The organism is Tepidibacillus fermentans, from assembly GCF_004342885.1.
GTDB classification, from domain to species: domain Bacteria; phylum Bacillota; class Bacilli; order Tepidibacillales; family Tepidibacillaceae; genus Tepidibacillus; species Tepidibacillus fermentans.
On record NZ_SMAB01000012.1, the window covers coordinates 1 to 16,722 of the forward strand.

The window sequence follows — 16,722 nt, forward strand, 5'->3', positions numbered from 1 at the left end:
TAAATAAGATAAGAATCTTAGAAAATGATGAGCAAAAAAAGACAAATCCCAACTCAAATGAAGCATTTGAGTTGGGGTTTGTCGACAGTCTGAAAAATACCTCAAAAATGAGGTATTTTTTTCTAAGGAATTGGTTATATAGTTGGCTCAAACTTCTTTCCATTTATCGAAAAACTATATGTTACTTCCGCATTTAATGATTTTGATACAGAACAGTAAGTTTCTTGAGTCAGCTTAATCGCTTTTCTCACTTTTTCTTCATTTAAATTTGGACCTGTAAGATCATAATGGACGTTGATTTTAGTGTAACGTTTTGGATGTTCTGAAGCACGATCCCCTGTAATCTCCATATGAAAAGTTTCAATCTCCTGACGCATTTTCTTTAAAATGGAAACCACGTCCATACCGGTACACCCACCTAATGCAAATAATAATGTTTCCATTGGCCGCGGTCCCTGATTTTGGCCACCTACTTGCGGTGCTGCATCGAGCAAAACAGAATGCCCAGAATCTCCTTTCCCTTCAAATGCCATATTTCCTTTCCATTCTACGTTGACTTTCACATATACCACTCCTTCTATCTATCAAAAATATAAAAAATTAATGGTAAACCGTTTGTAATAAATATACTGTTAATGTACTTTCAATCATTGCTGCAATAAATAATAGAATTGCTAATCCAAAAATAATAATTGGAACCTGTTTAAGTGTGTACCAAAAATCCTCAGCGATATTCTCTGTTCTCCTACTAATTAACCTTCCAATCCATTGAATCACAGAAAAACCTAATTTTATTCCAAAGGCACCGGCAATAAGAATTGCAGGAATTTCTAAAATACCATGAGGTAGAACTCCCATTAATACAAATCCAATCGTCTTACCTTGTTGAAATAAAAATTTGATTAAAAAGCCAATCATAATCCCTTGTACCATTAAATTTACCATCGGATAAAGACCAAAGAGAATACCACTTAGAATCATTAAAAGTCCGATAAAAAAATTATTTAAAAAAATGGTTCGAATCATAAAAAATAAACTATTTTTTTCCTTAACTTTTTCGGCAATGGATCCTATTTGTTTTAAAATATCTTGGATCATCGGATGGTTTTGATCGAGAAATAGATAACCAATGATTATTCCTATGATAAATAAGAACATTGCAAAATAAAGTTGTTTTTTTATGTTTAATAATGCCTGCCAAAACGATTGGATCAAGTAAGTTCACCTCTTATACAGAAATTATCATAACATAATTTGCTCTTTTTTGTATCACTTGAAGTATCATAACATATCCCTGACTATCATGCATACATATTTAGTGTGAAAGAAATAGGACAGGGGGTGTGTAATCGATGAAGTTTATATGGATTTTTAGCGGAAAAAAATTTAAGCAATTTATGGTGATTCTTACCGCTTTTTTCTTTACGATAGGTATTGTTTATTCAGAACGGGAAAATATCAGTGTTTTTTCAAATGGGGGAACCAAAGCCATCTACAATGTACAAACTGAAAAGAAACAAATTGCTCTAACGTTTGATATCAGTTGGGGTGAAAAAAGACCTGAACCCATACTAGATATTCTAGAACAAAAAGGACTAAAGGGCAAAGTCACTTTCTTCTTATCGTCCCCTTGGAGTGAGGATCATCCTAAAATTGTAAAACGAATAGTTGATAGTGGATATGAGATTGGTAGCCATGGCCACAAACACGTGAACTACAGTGAATTAACCGATCAGGAAATTGAAAACCAAATTCTAAAAGCAGAATTGATTTTAAAAGAGCTTACAAACCAAAAGCCGACATTAATACGCACTCCAAATGGAGACTTTGATAGTCGAGTATTAAAAATAGCCGATCGGTTAGGATATACGGTTATCCAATGGGATACAGACTCACGGGACTGGATGAATCCAGGTGTTGATGAAATTATTAATCGAGTCCTAAAACGGGCTCATCCAGGGGATATCGTTTTAATGCATGCCAGCGATTCATGTAAGCAGACGCATGAAGCTTTACCCATTATCATTGATCAATTAAAAAAACAAGGATATGAATTTGTAACGGTATCACAATTAATCGCCAATGCGAAAATAGAAACATCCGAAATCGAGTAATTTAGCGTATCAATTCTAATCCGACATCTCCCTTAAATGCTGGGTCCTTAACGATGGTAAAGGGAATATGATATACCTCGGCTTCTTTTATAATTCGTGTAATTCCTTCAATCGCTAAATCACTATGAATGATCGCTTTTTTTACTTCCCTATTTTTCATAGCTTGAGCGATTTTTTCATAGGTACTTGTTTCATTTAGTTGGTCAAAGGTGTAGGAATAAACTATTTGTTCTGGGTTAACCCCCAAATACGCTGAATTCTTCTCCAAACCTATTGGTTGATCCTTTAGCAAGTATTTGTTTATGGCACTCTTTTGCAGAAATTGGCTTCTTGTTTCTTCTTCAATGATATCTTTAACCTCATGTATATGAATCTGTTTTGTTTTATCATCCATATGTAAAGCCTCCTTCCATTTTAGTATGAGATTATTTTCTTGTTTCATTCTTAATGGATAAACAGACATCATTCATCACATATTAGCTAATAACAAAAAGAATGAATTAGCTAAAATGGATGAATCGAAATGGAAGGAAGTTATTGATGATGAAAAAGAAAATATTATCTCAGATATTTCTTCTTATGTTATTGATTAGTCTTTTTTTCAGTGGATGTAATGCGGTAAAATCACCCTCTTCATCTCCAAATTATAAAGAAATGAAACAAATGGTGATCGATATCCTCCAAACAGACGAGGGAAAAAAAGCGATAAAAGAAGCGGCTAGTGGAACCTCAGTTGGCGGAAATAAAAAGTTAGCTTTAGGTGATGAAGAGGTAAAAAAAATCATTCAAAATGAATTTCTATCTAATGATAATATAATGAAATTAAAAGAAATGTATAATGATCCTACATTCACTTCACAATTGGGAAAAGCATTGAAAAAAGAAAACGAAGGTTTGATGAAGGATCTAATGAAAGATCCAGAATATCGAAAAATGTTACTTGAGACCATGAACGATCCTGAATATCAAAAAATGATCCTTGAACTTTTAAAATCAAATACCTATCGAAAACAGATGATGATGGTGATCAAGGAGTCGTTAGAAAGTCCACTTTTTCAAGAAGATCTTCTGAAATTAATGAAAAAAGCAAATGAAGAGGCTTTAAAACCGAAAAAAGAAGGACAAAAGGATCAAGGAGAAGGTGGCCCTAAAGATAAACAGGAAGGATCAAAATAATAGTTACTGCCCATTTTGGCAAACCATGAGAAAGGGCTGACCATTAGGTCTGCCCTTTTATCTGTTCATATTAAGCTTTTTCAATCACTTTTTGGGCTAGTTGTTGATAAAGTTCGCCTGTAGCACTTCCTTGTGGATAAACAGATGGAGCAAATTCATCCTCATCATCCCTTAAGGGAGCCCCTAATGGGATTTGAAGAAGCAACTCAGTATCTAACTCCTCAGCTAGTTTTTTACCGCCATCTTTACCGAAGATGTAAGCCTTTTCTCCATTTGAACACTCATAAAAAGACATATTCTCAACAACGCCTAAAACTTCATGATTTGTTTTTAAAGCCATTGTACCTGCTCTAGCTGCTACAAAGGCAGCAGTTGCATGTGGTGTTGTCACAATGATTTCTTTGCTTTGGGGAATGGTGTTATGAACATCAAGTGCCATATCGCCAGTTCCTGGTGGTAAATCTAAGATCATGTAATCTAAATCATCCCAATGAACTTCATCAAAAAATGTTTTCAACATCTTTCCTAACATGGGTCCCCGCCATATTACTGGAGAATTATCTGGTACAAAAAATCCCATCGACATCACCTGAACACCAAAGCGTTCTACAGGTAGAATCAGATTATCGATTACCGTAGGTTTGATCTCGATCCCCATCATATCTGGTACACTAAAACCGTAAATATCGGCATCAATGAGTCCAACTTTCTTACCTGCTCTGGCTAGAGCGACCGCCAAGTTGACAGAAACTGTAGATTTACCAACCCCGCCTTTTCCACTGGTTATGGCAATAAATTTCGTTTTCGAATCACTTCTTAGTAATGGTGATCCTTGTTGTGGTGTTAAAGAAACTGTATTCTTTGGTCCCTGTAATTTTTTTGCCAAAGCTGCACGTTCTTCATCAGTCATTGAGCCAAATGTTATATCTACTTCTTTGGCCCCAAGCGCTTTTATCGCATCTTCTACATCTTTTTCGATATTTACCTTTAAAGGACACCCTTGAATCGTTAAAACAATTTCTAAACTAACTCTATCGCCATCAACGACGATATTACGAACCATATCAAGTTCAACAACACTGCGGTGAATCTCAGGATCTTCGACCCCTTTTAGCGCCTCAAGTATTTGTTCCTTCGTAATCATTTTGACACCCCATTTTATCTATATTGCAAGAGAAATTTATAAAATCACCATTATTATAGCATAAATTTAAAAATATTTTATTTATTTTACTGACTCTCTTTCCGGCTCCTCCATTGCATAATACTTTGATATTCCTTGATAAATTGCGAATGCGACTTTCTTTTGATATTCTTTTGTACCTAATAATTGGGCTTCATTTGGATTAGACAAAAAACCAGCTTCCACTAAAACAGATGGAGTATCAACATATTTTAAAACCATAATATCGTTTCTTGGCAAAGGGATACGGTCCGTGTTTTTCAAACTTTTCATAATTTCTTGTTGAATCAGTTTTGCCATTTTCTCATTCTCTTCGCGGATAGGATAATAAAAGGTTTGGGCACCATGCCAACGATCTGATGGAATGCTATTAAGATGAATACTAATAAAAAAGTCAGCCATACTGTCATTCACAAGGCGTACTCGATTCTGTAAATCTTCCAATTTTCTTTTTGCTATTCCTTTTGTCTCTTTGTCTGCTAGATCAACATCTTTCTCTCTTGTCATTATGACAAGTGCTCCTGCTTCATTGAGATAATCTTGTAAATACTTTGAGATGTTTAACGTAATATCTTTCTCTACTAATCCGCTGTCACTCACTGCCCCGCCATCTACACCACCATGACCTGGGTCTAAGATAATGATTTTCCCTGATAATGGTAGATTCCAAACAGGCCAAGATTCATTTAAGGGGAGATCGTTAAACATAAGTAGTATTAATAAAAAAATCGCTGCAATAAAACTAATGATCTTTATTATACCAATGGCCTGTATTTGCTCTTTTATTTTACCCCACATTTGAACTCCTCCCATATACCAAACACTTTTCCTTGTCCTTCTATTTTTATGGGACGAGTTAGGGAAATATGACAAAAAGCACCCAATTCTTTCGGGTGCTTATGCATAATGGAATATTAACGTTTAGAGAATTGTGGTGCACGACGAGCAGCTTTAAGACCGTATTTCTTGCGCTCTTTCATTCGTGGGTCACGAGTTAAGAACCCTGCCTTCTTTAAGGTGCCACGGAAGTTAGGTTCTACTTTTAATAGAGCACGTGCAATACCATGACGAATTGCACCTGCTTGTCCTGTATATCCTCCACCATGTACATTGACTAATACATCATAAGAATTTAACGTATCCGTTGCTACTAATGGTTGCTTCACGATTAATTTTAAAGTTTCTAATCCGAAATAATCATCAAGATGACGTTTATTAATGATAATCTGACCATCGCCAGGTACTAAACGTACACGAGCTACGGAATGTTTACGACGACCTGTACCGTAGTATTGTACTTGTGCCACCAGCTATACCTCCCTATTTTAAGTCTCTGATTTCCCAAACTTCTGGTTTTTGTGCTTGATGTGGATGTTCTGCGCCTGCATAAACTTTTAATTTCATTCCTTGTTTACGACCTAAACTATTATGTGGCAGCATCCCTTTTACAGCTAATTCAACCATACGTTCTGGTTTATTTTTCAGCATATCAGCTGCAACAGTCACTTTTAATCCACCTGGATAACCAGAATGACGATAGTATTTTTTCTGTTGCAATTTCTTTCCTGTTAAAACAACTTTATCCGCATTAATGATAATCACAAAATCTCCTGTATCTACATGAGGAGTATATTGTGGTTTATGTTTACCGCGAAGGATACGTGCTGCTTCAGATGCTAAGCGGCCAAGTGTCTTACCTTCAGCGTCGATGATATACCATTTACGCTCAACTTCATTTGGCTTTGCCATGTAGGTAGTGCGCATCATTTTCCCTCCTAGATTATTCACTTATCAAGATCATTTACATTTTTGAAATCAAATAAACCTTTATCTTTAAAACCGGGGCTAAATACTTGTTAAAGTACCAAAGAATATAATACTATATCTAAAATTCAGAGTCAAACACTTTTTATACGCAAGGTCCTGTTGTTTAGTAAATCACATCCCAAAGGACTAAGCCTTGTGGTGGTGCAGTTAATCCAGATAATGTCCGGTCTTTTTCTTCAAACAAACGAAGAATCTGTTCTTTTTCCATTCTACCTCTACCAATTTCTACAATCGTACCAACAATGATTCGAACCATATTGTAGAGAAAACCATTTCCAGTAATCTGAAAATAAATCTCTTTGCCTTCTTTCCAAATATCAAACTGGTAGATTGTCCGTACTTTGTTCTTAACCTCTGTTCTAGCAGAAGAAAAAGAAGTAAAATCATGCTCTCCTAAGAAATAGTGGCTTGCTTCGACCATTTCGCTGATATTAAGAGAATATGGCAGATGCCAACTATAATGACGTTTAAAAACATCGATAAAACGGTCATTGTAAATCGTGTAACGATAAGTCTTTCTCTTTACATCGTAACGCGAGTGAAATTGTAATGGTTTTTCCTCAGCTGAAAATACGATAATATCATCAGGTAAGATCGAGTTCAGTGCATTCGGCCATTTCGCTATTGGAATGGAAGAATGGGTAATAAAATTACAAACCTGTTTTCGTGCATGGACTCCTGCATCTGTTCTCCCAGAAGCAATTAAATTCACGGAAAAGCCAGTAAGCTCTTTAATCGCCTTTTCGATTTCAGATTGTACCGTTCTTTGGTTGGGTTGTACTTGAAATCCATGAAACTTCGTACCATCATAGCTCAATTCTAATTTAATATTTCTTTCCATCTTTCATTCTCAATTCCTTAGAAACCATAGTAAAATTAAAACAAAACCAAAAACCAAAAAAAAGAGCAAATCTCTCCAAGAGAACGTAATAGTCCTTAACCTCGTTCTACCTTTTTCTCCTCGGTATCCCCTTGCTTCCATTGCTGTCGCTAGTTCATCAGCCCGTTTAAAAGCGCTAATTAGTAATGGAATCACGATTGATACCATCGTAAGAAGTCTTCGATGAATCGGCCCTGTTTCAAAATTCGCTCCTCTTGCCTTTTGTGCTTTTATAATCTTTTCGGTCTCATCCAATAAGGTGGGGATAAATCGTAGGGAAATGGACATCATTAATGCTAACTCATGAACAGGTACTCTGAATTTTTTTAGGGGAAGCATTAATTTTTCTAACCCCATCGTTAAATCAATGGGTGAAGTGGTGTGTGTTAGCATCGTTGCAACAAACACAAGTAGGAGTAGACGTATAGAAACAAAACCTGCCTGATATACACCATTCTCATAGATTGTAAACCATTTCCATTGAAAATAGATCGCCCCGCCTTTTGTCATCGTTAGATGAAGAATGATCGTAAATAAAATCAATCCTAAAATTGGAATAAGTCCTTTCCAATAGTAAGAGAACGGAATCTTTGAGATGATCATACCCACCAATATAAATAAAAAAAGAAGCAAATATCCCCAATAATCGCGAATGAAAAAAACAACAATTATATAAATAAATACAAAAAGTAATTTACTTCGAGGATCTAATCGATGTAAAAACGAGTGAGTTGGAATATACTGCCCAATTGTTAAATATTCAGAGAAACTCATGTTTCTTTCCCCTTTTTTAACCTCATTACAATCTGTTCTTCTAATTCATCCAACGAATAACAATCCAATGGTATCGGATGCTCCAATCTTTGATTCAATTTTTGAATGAATTTCGTTATCTCTGGAACATCAAGACCAATTTGTCGAAGTAAATCAACCTGCTGAAAAACTTCTTTTGGACTTCCATAATAAACGACTCTTCCATCACTCAAGACGATTAACTGGTCAGCTAGATTGGCGACTTCATCCATACTATGGGTAACAAAAATCGTTGTCATTTTTCTCTCTAGGTGTAATCTCTTCACTATCTCTAAAATCTCTTTTCTACCTCTAGGATCCAATCCAGCAGTTGGTTCATCTAAAATCAAAATCTCAGGTTGAAATGCAATGACTCCTGCAATTGCCACTCTTCGCATTTGACCACCGCTTAACTCAAAGGGAGAACGGTGAGCATATTGATTGTATGGAAGCCCTACCAATTCCATTGCTTCTCTTACAAATTGATCGATCTCTTCTTCTTTAAATCCAAAATTTTTGGGGCCAAAAGCGATATCTTTTTCAACCGTCTCTTCAAATAGCTGATACTCTGGGTATTGGAAAACGACGCCAATTTTTTTTCTTAAATCGATCGATGTTTTCTTTTTCATTGAAGACCATTCGAAGCCATTCATACTCACTGTTCCTGTTGTTGGTTGAATTAGGCCTGAGATCAATTGGATAAGAGAAGATTTACCAGACCCTGTATGTCCAATGATACCTGTAATCATCCCACTTTTGATTGTAAGCTTTAAAGGCTTTAATGCTAGTCGCTCAAACGGTGTGCCCTTCATATAGGTTAACGAAACTTGATCTAAATGAATGTCCATAACTTTCTAATGAGCTCCTCTTCATTTACAATTTCTCCGATGGGTATGCCTCTGTTTCTTAGACGATCGGATAATTCAACTGGGAGTGGAACATCTAAACCAATCTCTTTTAACGTTTGACTATGAGCAAAGATTTCCTCAGGTGTACCATCAAAAAAAATCTTACCCTCGTTTAATACAATTACTCGATCTGCAAAAATCGTTTCTTGTAAAAAATGAGTGATATGAATCACTGTGATTCTTTCCGTTTCATTTAATTTTCTCGCGGTTTCGATGACCTCTTTTCTTCCCTGAGGATCAAGCATTGAAGTTGCTTCATCAAAAATAATCACATTTGGTTTCATTGCTAAGATTCCTGCAATGGCTACTTTTTGTTTTTGCCCTCCCGACAAATAATGAGGTTCCATTTGTTTATAATCGATAAGACCCAGTTTTGTTAATGCCTCATCCACTCGAATTCGTATTTCCGCTGGAGGAATTCCCTGATTTTCGAGACCAAAGGCTACGTCATCTTCAACTGTTGTTGCCACAATCTGATTATCGGGATTTTGAAAGACAATACCAATCGTTTTTCGTGCCTGCCAAACATCTTCCTCATCTTGGATTAACTTACCATTAACAATTACTGAACCCTTCTCTGGTTGAAGTATTCCTGTTAAAAGTTTTGCTAGAGTTGATTTTCCCGAGCCGTTTGGCCCTAATACGGCAATAAATTGACCTTTATAGAAATCTAATGTGATATTTTTTAAAATTTCTTCTTTCGAATGGGGATAGCGAAAAGTAAGATCTTTAATTTGAATGATTGGCTCCATCCCATTTTCCTCCAGACCCCGCCATTGATTTCTTAAAGTTTCACTTTCCTCTCTAGTAAAAAAAAAAGGGTATGAATCAGAATCTCAGAATAGATTCTGCCCTCACCCTTTTTTAAAAACTATTCTACTAATTCTAAATATACCATTGGTGCAGCGTCTCCACGGCGAGGACCAAGTTTTAAAATACGAGTGTATCCTCCTTGACGTTCAGCATAACGTGGTGCAATATCACTGAATAATTTTTGAATCGCATCTTGCTTCGTTTCTACATCAGCAAGTTCCTTTCTTACATAAGCAGCAACTTGACGACGTGCATGTAAGTCACCACGTTTTGCTAATGTAATCAGTTGCTCAGCGATAGAACGAACAGCTTTTGCCTTTGATTCAGTTGTTTCAATTCTCTCATTGATGAATAAATCTGTTACCAAATCACGGAATAATGCTTTACGAGCAGCCGTATTACGTCCTAGCTTTCTTTTTGGCATTCCTTGTCCCTCCTTCTTCCATGCAATCTATTCTTCTTTTCGTAGTCCTAAACCTAGTTCGCTTAATTTTTGTTTCACTTCTTCAAGTGACTTACGACCAAGATTTCGAACTTTCATCATGTCATCTTCCGTTTTTGTGGTTAATTCTTGAACCGTATTTATTCCTGCACGTTTTAGACAATTGTAGGAACGGACAGAAAGATCGAGTTCTTCAATGGTCATTTCGAGTACCTTTTCCTTTTGGTCCTCTTCTTTTTCAACCATGATTTCCGCTTCTTGTGCTTCTTCTGTTAACCCAACGAAGAGATTGAGGTGTTCGGTTAGAATTTTAGCACCCAAACTTACCGCCTCTTCTGGTCGTATACTACCATTTGTCCAAACTTCTAATGTAAGTTTGTCATAGTTCGTAACTTGTCCAACACGAGTATTATCCACGGAAAAGTTTACGCGAGTAATTGGAGTATAAATCGAATCGATAGGGATGACTCCAATCATCTGTTCCTCGCCTTTATTGCGATCAGCAGGTACGTATCCACGGCCTCGGTTCGCACGCATTTTCATATAAAAACGGGCATTATCTTCAACCGTTGCAATGTGAAGATCAGGATTAAGTATCTCCACATCACTGTCTGCGCGGATATCTCCTGCTGTAATCTCTCCACCATGATCAGCTTCAATCTCTAAAATCTTCTCTTCATCGGAATGAATTTTTAAAGAAAGTTTCTTTAAGTTGAGAATAATTTCGGTCGTATCTTCAACAACCCCAGGAATCGTAGAAAATTCATGCAGTACTCCATCAATTTGAATAGAGGTCACTGCTGCTCCAGGTAAAGAAGATAATAAGATCCTCCTTAAGGAATTGCCTAATGTCGTACCATATCCTCGCTCTAATGGTTCTACCACAAATTTTCCATAAGTAGAATCTTCGCTAAGTTCGACGACATCAATTCTAGGCTTTTCGATTTCTATCATAAATTCAAACCCTCCTTCAAAACGTCCATTTCAAATGGCATCCACGGTTATTCGAGGGTAAAGTACAAAGAAAGAATCACGGTGATACCAAGTTTTTTTGCTTTATTCTAAGAAGTCAATCTTGTTGAGAGACATACTTACCCTAGGTTACCTTAATTATTATTTACAAATTTAGGTAATATATACATCTATTATGAATTCATTACACGCGACGGCGCTTTGGTGGTCTACAACCGTTATGTGGAATAGGTGTTACATCTTTGATTACACTCACTTCAAGGCCAGCTGCTTGTAATGAACGAATTGCCGCTTCACGACCTGAACCAGGTCCTTTAACAAGTACTTCAACAGTCTTTAGACCATGTTCCATTGCACTTTTGGCTGCTGCTTCTGCTGCCATTTGTGCAGCGAATGGAGTGCTCTTTCTTGAACCTTTGAAACCAAGAGCTCCCGCACTGCTCCAGGAAATGGCATTACCATGTGGGTCAGTAATTGTTACAATCGTATTATTAAATGTAGACTGAATATGGGCGATACCATGTTCAATATTTTTTCGATCACGTCTTTTTGTACGTGTAGTTGTTTTTCTTTTAGCCATCGTCTAATCCCTCCTTACTTCTTCTTATTTGCTACAGTACGACGTGGACCTTTACGTGTACGTGCATTGGTTTTTGTTCTTTGACCACGAACAGGAAGACCACGACGATGACGAATACCTCTATATGAACCAATTTCAATCAGGCGCTTAATATTAAGTGCCACTTCACGTCGAAGATCTCCCTCAACCTTAATATTTTTGTCAATGTACTCACGTAATTTTGCCACTTCATCTTCTGTTAAATCACGAACACGAGTATCTGGGTTGATCCCAGTCTCACTTAAGATTTTATTTGAAGTAGGACGTCCTATTCCAAAAATATAGGTCAATGCAACTTCTACTCGTTTGTCACGAGGTAAGTCTACACCTGCGATACGTGCCATTTGTACACCTCCTTAATTAACCTTGTTTTTGTTTATGTTTTGGATTTTCACAAATTACCATAACTGTGCCTTTACGTCGAATGACTTTACATTTTTCGCAAATCGGCTTCACGGATGGTCTAACCTTCATTCTTATAACCTCCTTAAGTGAAAAGAAGAACAAAATGCTTACTTATCATCCGATTTATTTAAAACGATAAGTTATTCTACCTCTTGTTAAATCGTAGGGAGATAATTCGACAGTTACTTTATCTCCAGGTAGAATACGAATAAAATGCATACGAATCTTACCTGATACATGTGCCAGAACTTTATGACCATTTTCTAACTCAACACGAAACATCGCATTAGGTAATGGTTCGATAACGGTACCTTCCACTTCGATTAAATCTTCTTTGGCCATGGTTCACTCTCCTTTCATATCTTCCTCAACATTCTGATTCAAGTGATTCGCGAGAAAATCTTGAATAATATATCTCATCTTCGCATTAGAAACTTTTCCTGTTTCTTGAAATGCGCGAACAGCTTCCTTTGAAATATATCCAGTTGTTCTCACATGACGAATATTTTTTTTCTTCGGCTTATCAAATTTTCTTTTATCACCATCGGCGATAAGTAACCGATCTTGTTCAAACCCTAATACAATACCAAACTTCCCCTTTTCACGACCTTGAGTTACCTCTACGATTTCACCAATTTGAAAGCTATGTTCGACCTCGTTCATAAAACCTCCTATAGTTTTGTGAGGATTTCATGACCGTCTTTTGTAATCACAATCGTATGTTCAAAATGAGCACATAATGAATGATCTTGTGTGACTACTGTCCAACGATCGGCTAAAGTTTTTACATAACGTTCGCCGGCATTCACCATTGGTTCAATCGCTAAAGCCATACCAGGCTTTAGTCGAGGGCCGTGATTAGGAGGGCCATAATTGGGTATTTGCGGGTCTTCATGTAAATTTGATCCAATACCATGACCGACATATTCTCGAACGATTGAATATCCATGTGCTTCCACATGTTGTTGAATCGCATGAGAGATATCGGATAAGCGATATTCCGGAGTTGCTTTCTCCAAACCCTTATATAGAGACTCTTCTGTAACTTTTAGAAGTTTTGCCGCTTCATCGCTTATTTTACCAACGGCATATGTCCAAGCAGAGTCACCATGATATCCCTTATAGTCAGCTCCGATATCAATACTTAAAATATCGCCTTCTTTTAATACACGGTCGCCCGGTATACCATGAACCAATTCGTCATTCACTGAAGTACAAATACTAGCTGGAAAGCCACCATAACCTAAAAAAGAAGGAATAGCACCTTGACTCCGAATAAAGTCCTCAGCAATTTTATCCAGTTCTTTTGTCGTGATTCCTGGACGAATATGCTTTGATAAAATTTGATGAGTTTGTGCAACGATTCGTCCAGCGATCCGCATCAGGTCAATTTCATAATCGGATTTACGTATGATCATTACGCCTGACCTCTCAACAATTCTTTTATCGAGTAAAACACTCTATCAATATCTTGGTTTCCATCAATGATTCTTAATACTTTTTTATCATTATAATATTTCAATAACGGTTCAGTTTGTGACATATTTACTTCTAAACGAGTTGCAACAGTTTCCTCTTTATCATCATCCCGTTGATAAAGCTCGCCACCGCATTTATCACAAACACCTTCTTGTTTCGGCGGATGATAAACTAAGTGATATGTTGCACCACATTGGCGGCAAATTCTACGTCCTGTAAGTCGTTTTAATAGATGATCTTTCTCCACTTCTATATAGATGACATGATCAATCTTCTTATCTAGTTCTTCTAACATATGATCCAATGCTTTTGCTTGTTCTACTGTACGTGGAAAGCCATCCAAAAGAAATCCATTTTTACAATCATCATTACCCAAACGTTCGCGAACAATACCTATGACGACTTCATCGGGGACTAATAATCCTTTGTCCATGTAGGATTTTGCTTCCAAACCTAATGGAGTGCCTTCTTTAATGGCACTTCGAAACATATCTCCAGTTGAAATATGTGGGATTTGGAATTCGTCAACGATCCGTTCCGCTTGGGTCCCTTTACCTGCACCAGGTAAACCCATGAGCACGATATTCAAAAAACATCCCTCCATCAACTTAGATCAAGCTCGATTATTCGTCCGAATTAAGTTAGCGTTTCATAAATCCATCATAATGACGCTTGACTAATTGGGTTTCAATCTGTTTCATGAGATCAAGAGCAACACCAATGACAATCAATAATGATGTACCCCCGATTCGAACAGATTGAGGAAGATCTGTTGCTGCGGTAAAGATGACTGGTAAAATCGCAATCGCTGCTAAGAAAATAGCGCCTGTCAATGTAATCCGATTCAGTACTTTTGTAATGTATTCCGCTGTAGTTTTACCAGGTCTTACCCCCGGGATATATCCACCATTTTTTTTCATGTTATCAGCTAACTGTATTGGATTAATCTGTACAAAAGTATAGAAATACGTAAAACCAATAATTAATATCACATAAAGAAAAGCCCCGAAAGGATCAGCATAGTTAAAGTGCTGGATAAACCAATCTGCAACCTTATTTCCTCTCCAAAAACTTGCGATTGTTGATGGGAACATTAACAAAGAAAGTGCAAAGATTACTGGAATAACCCCTGCAGAGTTGATACGAAATGGAATATGGGTGGATTGACCACCATACATCTTTCTACCAACAACCCGTTTTGTATAGTGAACAGGAATTTTTCTTATACCTTGATATACATAAATGGTCCCTGCAATAATAACAACAATTGCAAGTAAGATTAAGAGAGCTTTGATAATATGCAAGAAAAGTTGATCACTGGCAGACTTAAACTGAGTTTGATAAATTGTAATAACACTGTCAGGAATCCTTGCAACGATTCCTGCAAAAATGATAATCGAAATTCCGTTACCAATACCATTCTCTGTGATCTGTTCTCCTAACCACATTAAAAAAGCTGTTCCTGCAGTTAACGTAATTGCAATAAGCAGGTAAGTCAGAAAACCAGGGTCAATAATTAATTGACGTCCATAGAAATTATTAAATCCGATGGACAATCCGATTGCTTGAATGAATCCAAGAACAACCGTTCCATAACGGGTTATTTGAGCTAATTTTCTCCGACCATTTTCTCCTTCACGTGCCCACTCCGCAAATTTAGGAATTACGTCCATACTTAATAGTTGGACGATAATGGATGCGGTAATGTAAGGCATAATACCCATAGCAAAAATGGAGAAATTCTGAAGCGCTCCCCCGGAAAAAGTATTAAGAAATCCAAATATGTCCCTTTCCGTTAGAGAAGCTAATACTTCTGTATTAATATTAGGTACAGGAATAAAACTTCCAATACGGAAGACGACCAGCATAAGAAGGGTAAAGATGATCTTCCTACGCAAGTCGCGAATCCGAAAAATATTGGAGATCGCATTAAACATCAGATCACCTCAGTTTTACCGCCAGCAGCAGCAATTTTCTCAATTGCAGATTCTGAGAACTTGTGAGCCTTCACGGTTAGCTGTACATTTAAATCTCCGTTTCCTAAAATCTTCACACCATCTTTAACTTGCTTTACATATCCTTTTTCCTGTAATAATTCAGGAGTTACCGTTGTACCTGCTTCAAAACGATTTAAAACATCAAGATTCACAATCGCATACTCTTTACGTGTTGGATTTGTAAAACCACGTTTTGGCAAACGACGATACAATGGGTTTTGACCACCTTCAAAACCTGGACGAACCCCGCCGCCTGAACGCGCATTTTGACCTTTATGACCACGTCCAGCAGTTTTACCGTTTCCTGAAGCGATACCTCGACCAACACGTTTGCGTGTATGGCGTGCACCAACCGCTGGTTTTAATTCATGTAATTTCATGGTTTCACCTCCTAGTACCTAAATAAAATTATTCATCAACCTCAATAACTTCTACTAAGTGGTTTACTTTATTAACCATTCCTCGAATTGCAGGATTGTCATTCTGCACAATTGTTTGGTTAAGTTTGCGTAACCCTAAAGCTTTGACTACCTTACGTTGAGCTTCTGGGCGTCCAATTAAACTTCGCTTGAGGGTAATTTGAAGCTTTTTCATTACGAGTCCCTCCTATCCTAACAATTCTTCTACGGATTTACCACGTAGTTTTGCAACCTCTTCTGCACGTTTCAAACGGTTAAGTCCATCAAGAGTCGCTTTTACCATGTTTATTGCATTAGAAGAACCAAGAGATTTGCTTAAAATATCATCGATTCCCGCTAATTCAAGAACCGCACGAACTGGACCACCGGCAATAACTCCAGTACCTTCAGCAGCAGGCTTTAGAAACACCTTACCTGCGCCAAAAATGCCTGTAATGCTATGTGGTATTGTTGTCCCAACTAATGGTACATGAATTAGGTTTTTCTTTGCATCTTCAATCCCTTTACGAATGGCATCAGGTACTTCAGCTGCTTTACCAATTCCAGCTCCAACCCAACCATTCTTATCACCGACAACAACTAAGGCACTAAAACTAAAACGGCGACCACCTTTTACAACCTTTGCAACACGGTTAATCGCAACAACCTTTTCTTGAAGATCAAGTGTATTTGGGTCAATACGCATGTGTTTCCCTC

The 16,722-nt window shown here is 37.1% G+C and carries 26 protein-coding genes; 2 read left to right on the forward strand and 24 right to left on the reverse strand.

Annotation, left to right across the window (positions count from 1 at the left end; all coding sequences use genetic code 11):
* Window positions 1-134: 134 nt before the first annotated feature.
* Entirely contained in the window at window positions 135-533 is a 399-nt protein-coding gene (locus EDD72_RS08090) for an OsmC family protein (protein WP_132769308.1), read from the reverse strand.
* 67 nt (window positions 534-600) lie between these two features.
* On the reverse strand, window positions 601-1,215 hold the full coding sequence (locus EDD72_RS08095) for a stage II sporulation protein M (protein WP_132769154.1): 615 nt from the start codon (window positions 1,213-1,215) through the stop codon (window positions 601-603).
* A 137-nt stretch (window positions 1,216-1,352) separates the two neighbouring features.
* Between EDD72_RS08095 and pdaB the strand changes: the two genes are divergently transcribed.
* A complete protein-coding gene (gene pdaB, locus EDD72_RS08100) occupies window positions 1,353-2,114 on the forward strand; it encodes a polysaccharide deacetylase family sporulation protein PdaB (protein WP_132769156.1) in 762 nt (253 codons plus the stop codon).
* A gap of 1 nt (window position 2,115) precedes the next feature.
* Here the strand turns inward: pdaB and EDD72_RS08105 are convergent, their stop codons facing one another.
* A complete protein-coding gene (locus EDD72_RS08105) occupies window positions 2,116-2,508 on the reverse strand; it encodes a DUF1694 domain-containing protein (RefSeq protein WP_165895016.1) in 393 nt (130 codons plus the stop codon).
* 185 nt (window positions 2,509-2,693) lie between these two features.
* On the opposite strand from EDD72_RS08105, the gene gerD reads away from it, so the two are divergent.
* On the forward strand, window positions 2,694-3,290 hold the full coding sequence (gerD, locus tag EDD72_RS08110) for a spore germination lipoprotein GerD (protein WP_243643808.1): 597 nt from the start codon (window positions 2,694-2,696) through the stop codon (window positions 3,288-3,290).
* 70 nt (window positions 3,291-3,360) lie between these two features.
* Here the strand turns inward: gerD and EDD72_RS08115 are convergent, their stop codons facing one another.
* The 21 genes from EDD72_RS08115 to rpsE all read right to left on the reverse strand — a co-directional run bounded on the left by EDD72_RS08115 (window position 3,361) and on the right by rpsE (window position 16,711).
* Window positions 3,361-4,434, reverse strand: coding sequence for an Mrp/NBP35 family ATP-binding protein (locus tag EDD72_RS08115; RefSeq protein ID WP_132769163.1), 1,074 nt, complete (start codon window positions 4,432-4,434; stop codon window positions 3,361-3,363).
* 81 nt (window positions 4,435-4,515) lie between these two features.
* Entirely contained in the window at window positions 4,516-5,271 is a 756-nt protein-coding gene (gene cwlD, locus EDD72_RS08120) for an N-acetylmuramoyl-L-alanine amidase CwlD (protein ID WP_424565542.1), read from the reverse strand.
* Between the two features lie 116 nt (window positions 5,272-5,387).
* Window positions 5,388-5,780 (reverse strand): 30S ribosomal protein S9, encoded by a 393-nt coding sequence (gene rpsI, locus EDD72_RS08125; RefSeq protein ID WP_132769165.1) that lies wholly within the window; start codon window positions 5,778-5,780, stop codon window positions 5,388-5,390.
* Window positions 5,781-5,793: 13 nt separating this feature from the next.
* Entirely contained in the window at window positions 5,794-6,237 is a 444-nt protein-coding gene (gene rplM / locus EDD72_RS08130) for a 50S ribosomal protein L13 (RefSeq protein WP_132769167.1), read from the reverse strand.
* 166 nt (window positions 6,238-6,403) lie between these two features.
* On the reverse strand, window positions 6,404-7,141 hold the full coding sequence (gene truA / locus EDD72_RS08135) for a tRNA pseudouridine(38-40) synthase TruA (protein WP_132769169.1): 738 nt from the start codon (window positions 7,139-7,141) through the stop codon (window positions 6,404-6,406).
* Between the two features lie 9 nt (window positions 7,142-7,150).
* Window positions 7,151-7,954: an energy-coupling factor transporter transmembrane component T family protein gene (locus EDD72_RS08140; protein WP_132769171.1), complete on the reverse strand. Its 804-nt coding sequence runs from the start codon at window positions 7,952-7,954 to the stop codon at window positions 7,151-7,153.
* On the reverse strand, window positions 7,951-8,820 hold the full coding sequence (locus EDD72_RS08145) for an energy-coupling factor transporter ATPase (RefSeq protein WP_132769173.1): 870 nt from the start codon (window positions 8,818-8,820) through the stop codon (window positions 7,951-7,953). The genes EDD72_RS08140 and EDD72_RS08145 overlap by 4 nt, the downstream gene beginning before the upstream one ends.
* A complete protein-coding gene (locus EDD72_RS08150) occupies window positions 8,805-9,632 on the reverse strand; it encodes an energy-coupling factor transporter ATPase (protein ID WP_132769175.1) in 828 nt (275 codons plus the stop codon). The genes EDD72_RS08145 and EDD72_RS08150 overlap by 16 nt, the downstream gene beginning before the upstream one ends.
* 119 nt (window positions 9,633-9,751) lie before the next feature.
* Window positions 9,752-10,117 (reverse strand): 50S ribosomal protein L17, encoded by a 366-nt coding sequence (gene rplQ, locus EDD72_RS08155; RefSeq protein WP_132769177.1) that lies wholly within the window; start codon window positions 10,115-10,117, stop codon window positions 9,752-9,754.
* Between the two features lie 27 nt (window positions 10,118-10,144).
* Window positions 10,145-11,089, reverse strand: coding sequence for a DNA-directed RNA polymerase subunit alpha (locus EDD72_RS08160; RefSeq protein WP_132769179.1), 945 nt, complete (start codon window positions 11,087-11,089; stop codon window positions 10,145-10,147).
* Between the two features lie 202 nt (window positions 11,090-11,291).
* Entirely contained in the window at window positions 11,292-11,687 is a 396-nt protein-coding gene (gene rpsK, locus EDD72_RS08165) for a 30S ribosomal protein S11 (RefSeq protein WP_132769181.1), read from the reverse strand.
* Between the two features lie 14 nt (window positions 11,688-11,701).
* Complete coding sequence (gene rpsM, locus EDD72_RS08170) at window positions 11,702-12,070, reverse strand: 30S ribosomal protein S13 (RefSeq protein WP_132769183.1); 369 nt, start codon at window positions 12,068-12,070, stop codon at window positions 11,702-11,704.
* Between the two features lie 16 nt (window positions 12,071-12,086).
* Entirely contained in the window at window positions 12,087-12,200 is a 114-nt protein-coding gene (rpmJ, locus tag EDD72_RS08175; protein WP_003322638.1) for a 50S ribosomal protein L36, read from the reverse strand.
* Between the two features lie 54 nt (window positions 12,201-12,254).
* Window positions 12,255-12,473 carry a translation initiation factor IF-1 gene (gene infA, locus EDD72_RS08180; RefSeq protein ID WP_132769185.1) on the reverse strand — a complete coding sequence of 73 codons (219 nt, stop codon included), beginning with the start codon at window positions 12,471-12,473 and terminating at the stop codon, window positions 12,255-12,257.
* A gap of 3 nt (window positions 12,474-12,476) precedes the next feature.
* The gene (locus EDD72_RS08185; protein ID WP_132769187.1) at window positions 12,477-12,794 is read right to left on the reverse strand and encodes a KOW domain-containing RNA-binding protein; all 318 of its coding nucleotides are present in this window, start codon (window positions 12,792-12,794) and stop codon (window positions 12,477-12,479) included.
* Window positions 12,795-12,802: 8 nt separating this feature from the next.
* Entirely contained in the window at window positions 12,803-13,549 is a 747-nt protein-coding gene (map, locus tag EDD72_RS08190) for a type I methionyl aminopeptidase (RefSeq protein WP_132769189.1), read from the reverse strand.
* Window positions 13,549-14,199, reverse strand: coding sequence for an adenylate kinase (locus EDD72_RS08195; protein ID WP_132769191.1), 651 nt, complete (start codon window positions 14,197-14,199; stop codon window positions 13,549-13,551). The genes map and EDD72_RS08195 overlap by 1 nt, the downstream gene beginning before the upstream one ends.
* A 52-nt stretch (window positions 14,200-14,251) precedes the next feature.
* Window positions 14,252-15,547, reverse strand: coding sequence for a preprotein translocase subunit SecY (secY, locus tag EDD72_RS08200; RefSeq protein ID WP_132769193.1), 1,296 nt, complete (start codon window positions 15,545-15,547; stop codon window positions 14,252-14,254).
* Window positions 15,547-15,987: a 50S ribosomal protein L15 gene (gene rplO / locus EDD72_RS08205; RefSeq protein WP_132769195.1), complete on the reverse strand. Its 441-nt coding sequence runs from the start codon at window positions 15,985-15,987 to the stop codon at window positions 15,547-15,549. Before rplO ends, secY begins: the two co-directional genes overlap by 1 nt.
* 28 nt (window positions 15,988-16,015) lie before the next feature.
* A complete protein-coding gene (rpmD, locus tag EDD72_RS08210) occupies window positions 16,016-16,201 on the reverse strand; it encodes a 50S ribosomal protein L30 (RefSeq protein ID WP_132769197.1) in 186 nt (61 codons plus the stop codon).
* Between the two features lie 12 nt (window positions 16,202-16,213).
* The gene (gene rpsE, locus EDD72_RS08215) at window positions 16,214-16,711 is read right to left on the reverse strand and encodes a 30S ribosomal protein S5 (protein WP_132769199.1); all 498 of its coding nucleotides are present in this window, start codon (window positions 16,709-16,711) and stop codon (window positions 16,214-16,216) included.
* Window positions 16,712-16,722: the final 11 nt, after the last annotated feature.

Excerpts from the sequence above, each read along its gene's own strand:
- rplO (WP_132769195.1), bottom strand. The coding sequence starts at position 15,987 with ATGAAATTACATGAATTAAAACCAGCGGTTGGTGCACGCCATACACGC.
- EDD72_RS08090 (WP_132769308.1), bottom strand. The coding sequence starts at position 533 with ATGGCATTTGAAGGGAAAGGAGATTCTGGGCATTCTGTTTTGCTCGAT.
- gerD (WP_243643808.1), top strand. The coding sequence starts at position 2,694 with ATGTTATTGATTAGTCTTTTTTTCAGTGGATGTAATGCGGTAAAATCA.
- rplM (WP_132769167.1), bottom strand. The coding sequence starts at position 6,237 with ATGCGCACTACCTACATGGCAAAGCCAAATGAAGTTGAGCGTAAATGG.
- EDD72_RS08145 (WP_132769173.1), bottom strand. The coding sequence starts at position 8,820 with ATGGACATTCATTTAGATCAAGTTTCGTTAACCTATATGAAGGGCACA.
- EDD72_RS08185 (WP_132769187.1), bottom strand. The coding sequence starts at position 12,794 with ATGAACGAGGTCGAACATAGCTTTCAAATTGGTGAAATCGTAGAGGTA.
- truA (WP_132769169.1), bottom strand. The coding sequence starts at position 7,141 with ATGGAAAGAAATATTAAATTAGAATTGAGCTATGATGGTACGAAGTTT.
- secY (WP_132769193.1), bottom strand. The coding sequence starts at position 15,547 with ATGTTTAATGCGATCTCCAATATTTTTCGGATTCGCGACTTGCGTAGG.
- EDD72_RS08105 (WP_165895016.1), bottom strand. The coding sequence starts at position 2,508 with ATGGATGATAAAACAAAACAGATTCATATACATGAGGTTAAAGATATC.
- EDD72_RS08140 (WP_132769171.1), bottom strand. The coding sequence starts at position 7,954 with ATGAGTTTCTCTGAATATTTAACAATTGGGCAGTATATTCCAACTCAC.
- pdaB (WP_132769156.1), top strand. The coding sequence starts at position 1,353 with ATGAAGTTTATATGGATTTTTAGCGGAAAAAAATTTAAGCAATTTATG.
- rpmD (WP_132769197.1), bottom strand. The coding sequence starts at position 16,201 with ATGAAAAAGCTTCAAATTACCCTCAAGCGAAGTTTAATTGGACGCCCA.
- cwlD (WP_424565542.1), bottom strand. The coding sequence starts at position 5,271 with ATGTGGGGTAAAATAAAAGAGCAAATACAGGCCATTGGTATAATAAAG.
- EDD72_RS08150 (WP_132769175.1), bottom strand. The coding sequence starts at position 9,632 with ATGGAGCCAATCATTCAAATTAAAGATCTTACTTTTCGCTATCCCCAT.
- EDD72_RS08115 (WP_132769163.1), bottom strand. The coding sequence starts at position 4,434 with ATGATTACGAAGGAACAAATACTTGAGGCGCTAAAAGGGGTCGAAGAT.
- map (WP_132769189.1), bottom strand. The coding sequence starts at position 13,549 with ATGATCATACGTAAATCCGATTATGAAATTGACCTGATGCGGATCGCT.
- rpsM (WP_132769183.1), bottom strand. The coding sequence starts at position 12,070 with ATGGCACGTATCGCAGGTGTAGACTTACCTCGTGACAAACGAGTAGAA.
- rpmJ (WP_003322638.1), bottom strand. The coding sequence starts at position 12,200 with ATGAAGGTTAGACCATCCGTGAAGCCGATTTGCGAAAAATGTAAAGTC.
- infA (WP_132769185.1), bottom strand. The coding sequence starts at position 12,473 with ATGGCCAAAGAAGATTTAATCGAAGTGGAAGGTACCGTTATCGAACCA.
- rplQ (WP_132769177.1), bottom strand. The coding sequence starts at position 10,117 with ATGCCAAAAAGAAAGCTAGGACGTAATACGGCTGCTCGTAAAGCATTA.
- EDD72_RS08160 (WP_132769179.1), bottom strand. The coding sequence starts at position 11,089 with ATGATAGAAATCGAAAAGCCTAGAATTGATGTCGTCGAACTTAGCGAA.
- rpsE (WP_132769199.1), bottom strand. The coding sequence starts at position 16,711 with ATGCGTATTGACCCAAATACACTTGATCTTCAAGAAAAGGTTGTTGCG.
- rpsK (WP_132769181.1), bottom strand. The coding sequence starts at position 11,687 with ATGGCTAAAAGAAAAACAACTACACGTACAAAAAGACGTGATCGAAAA.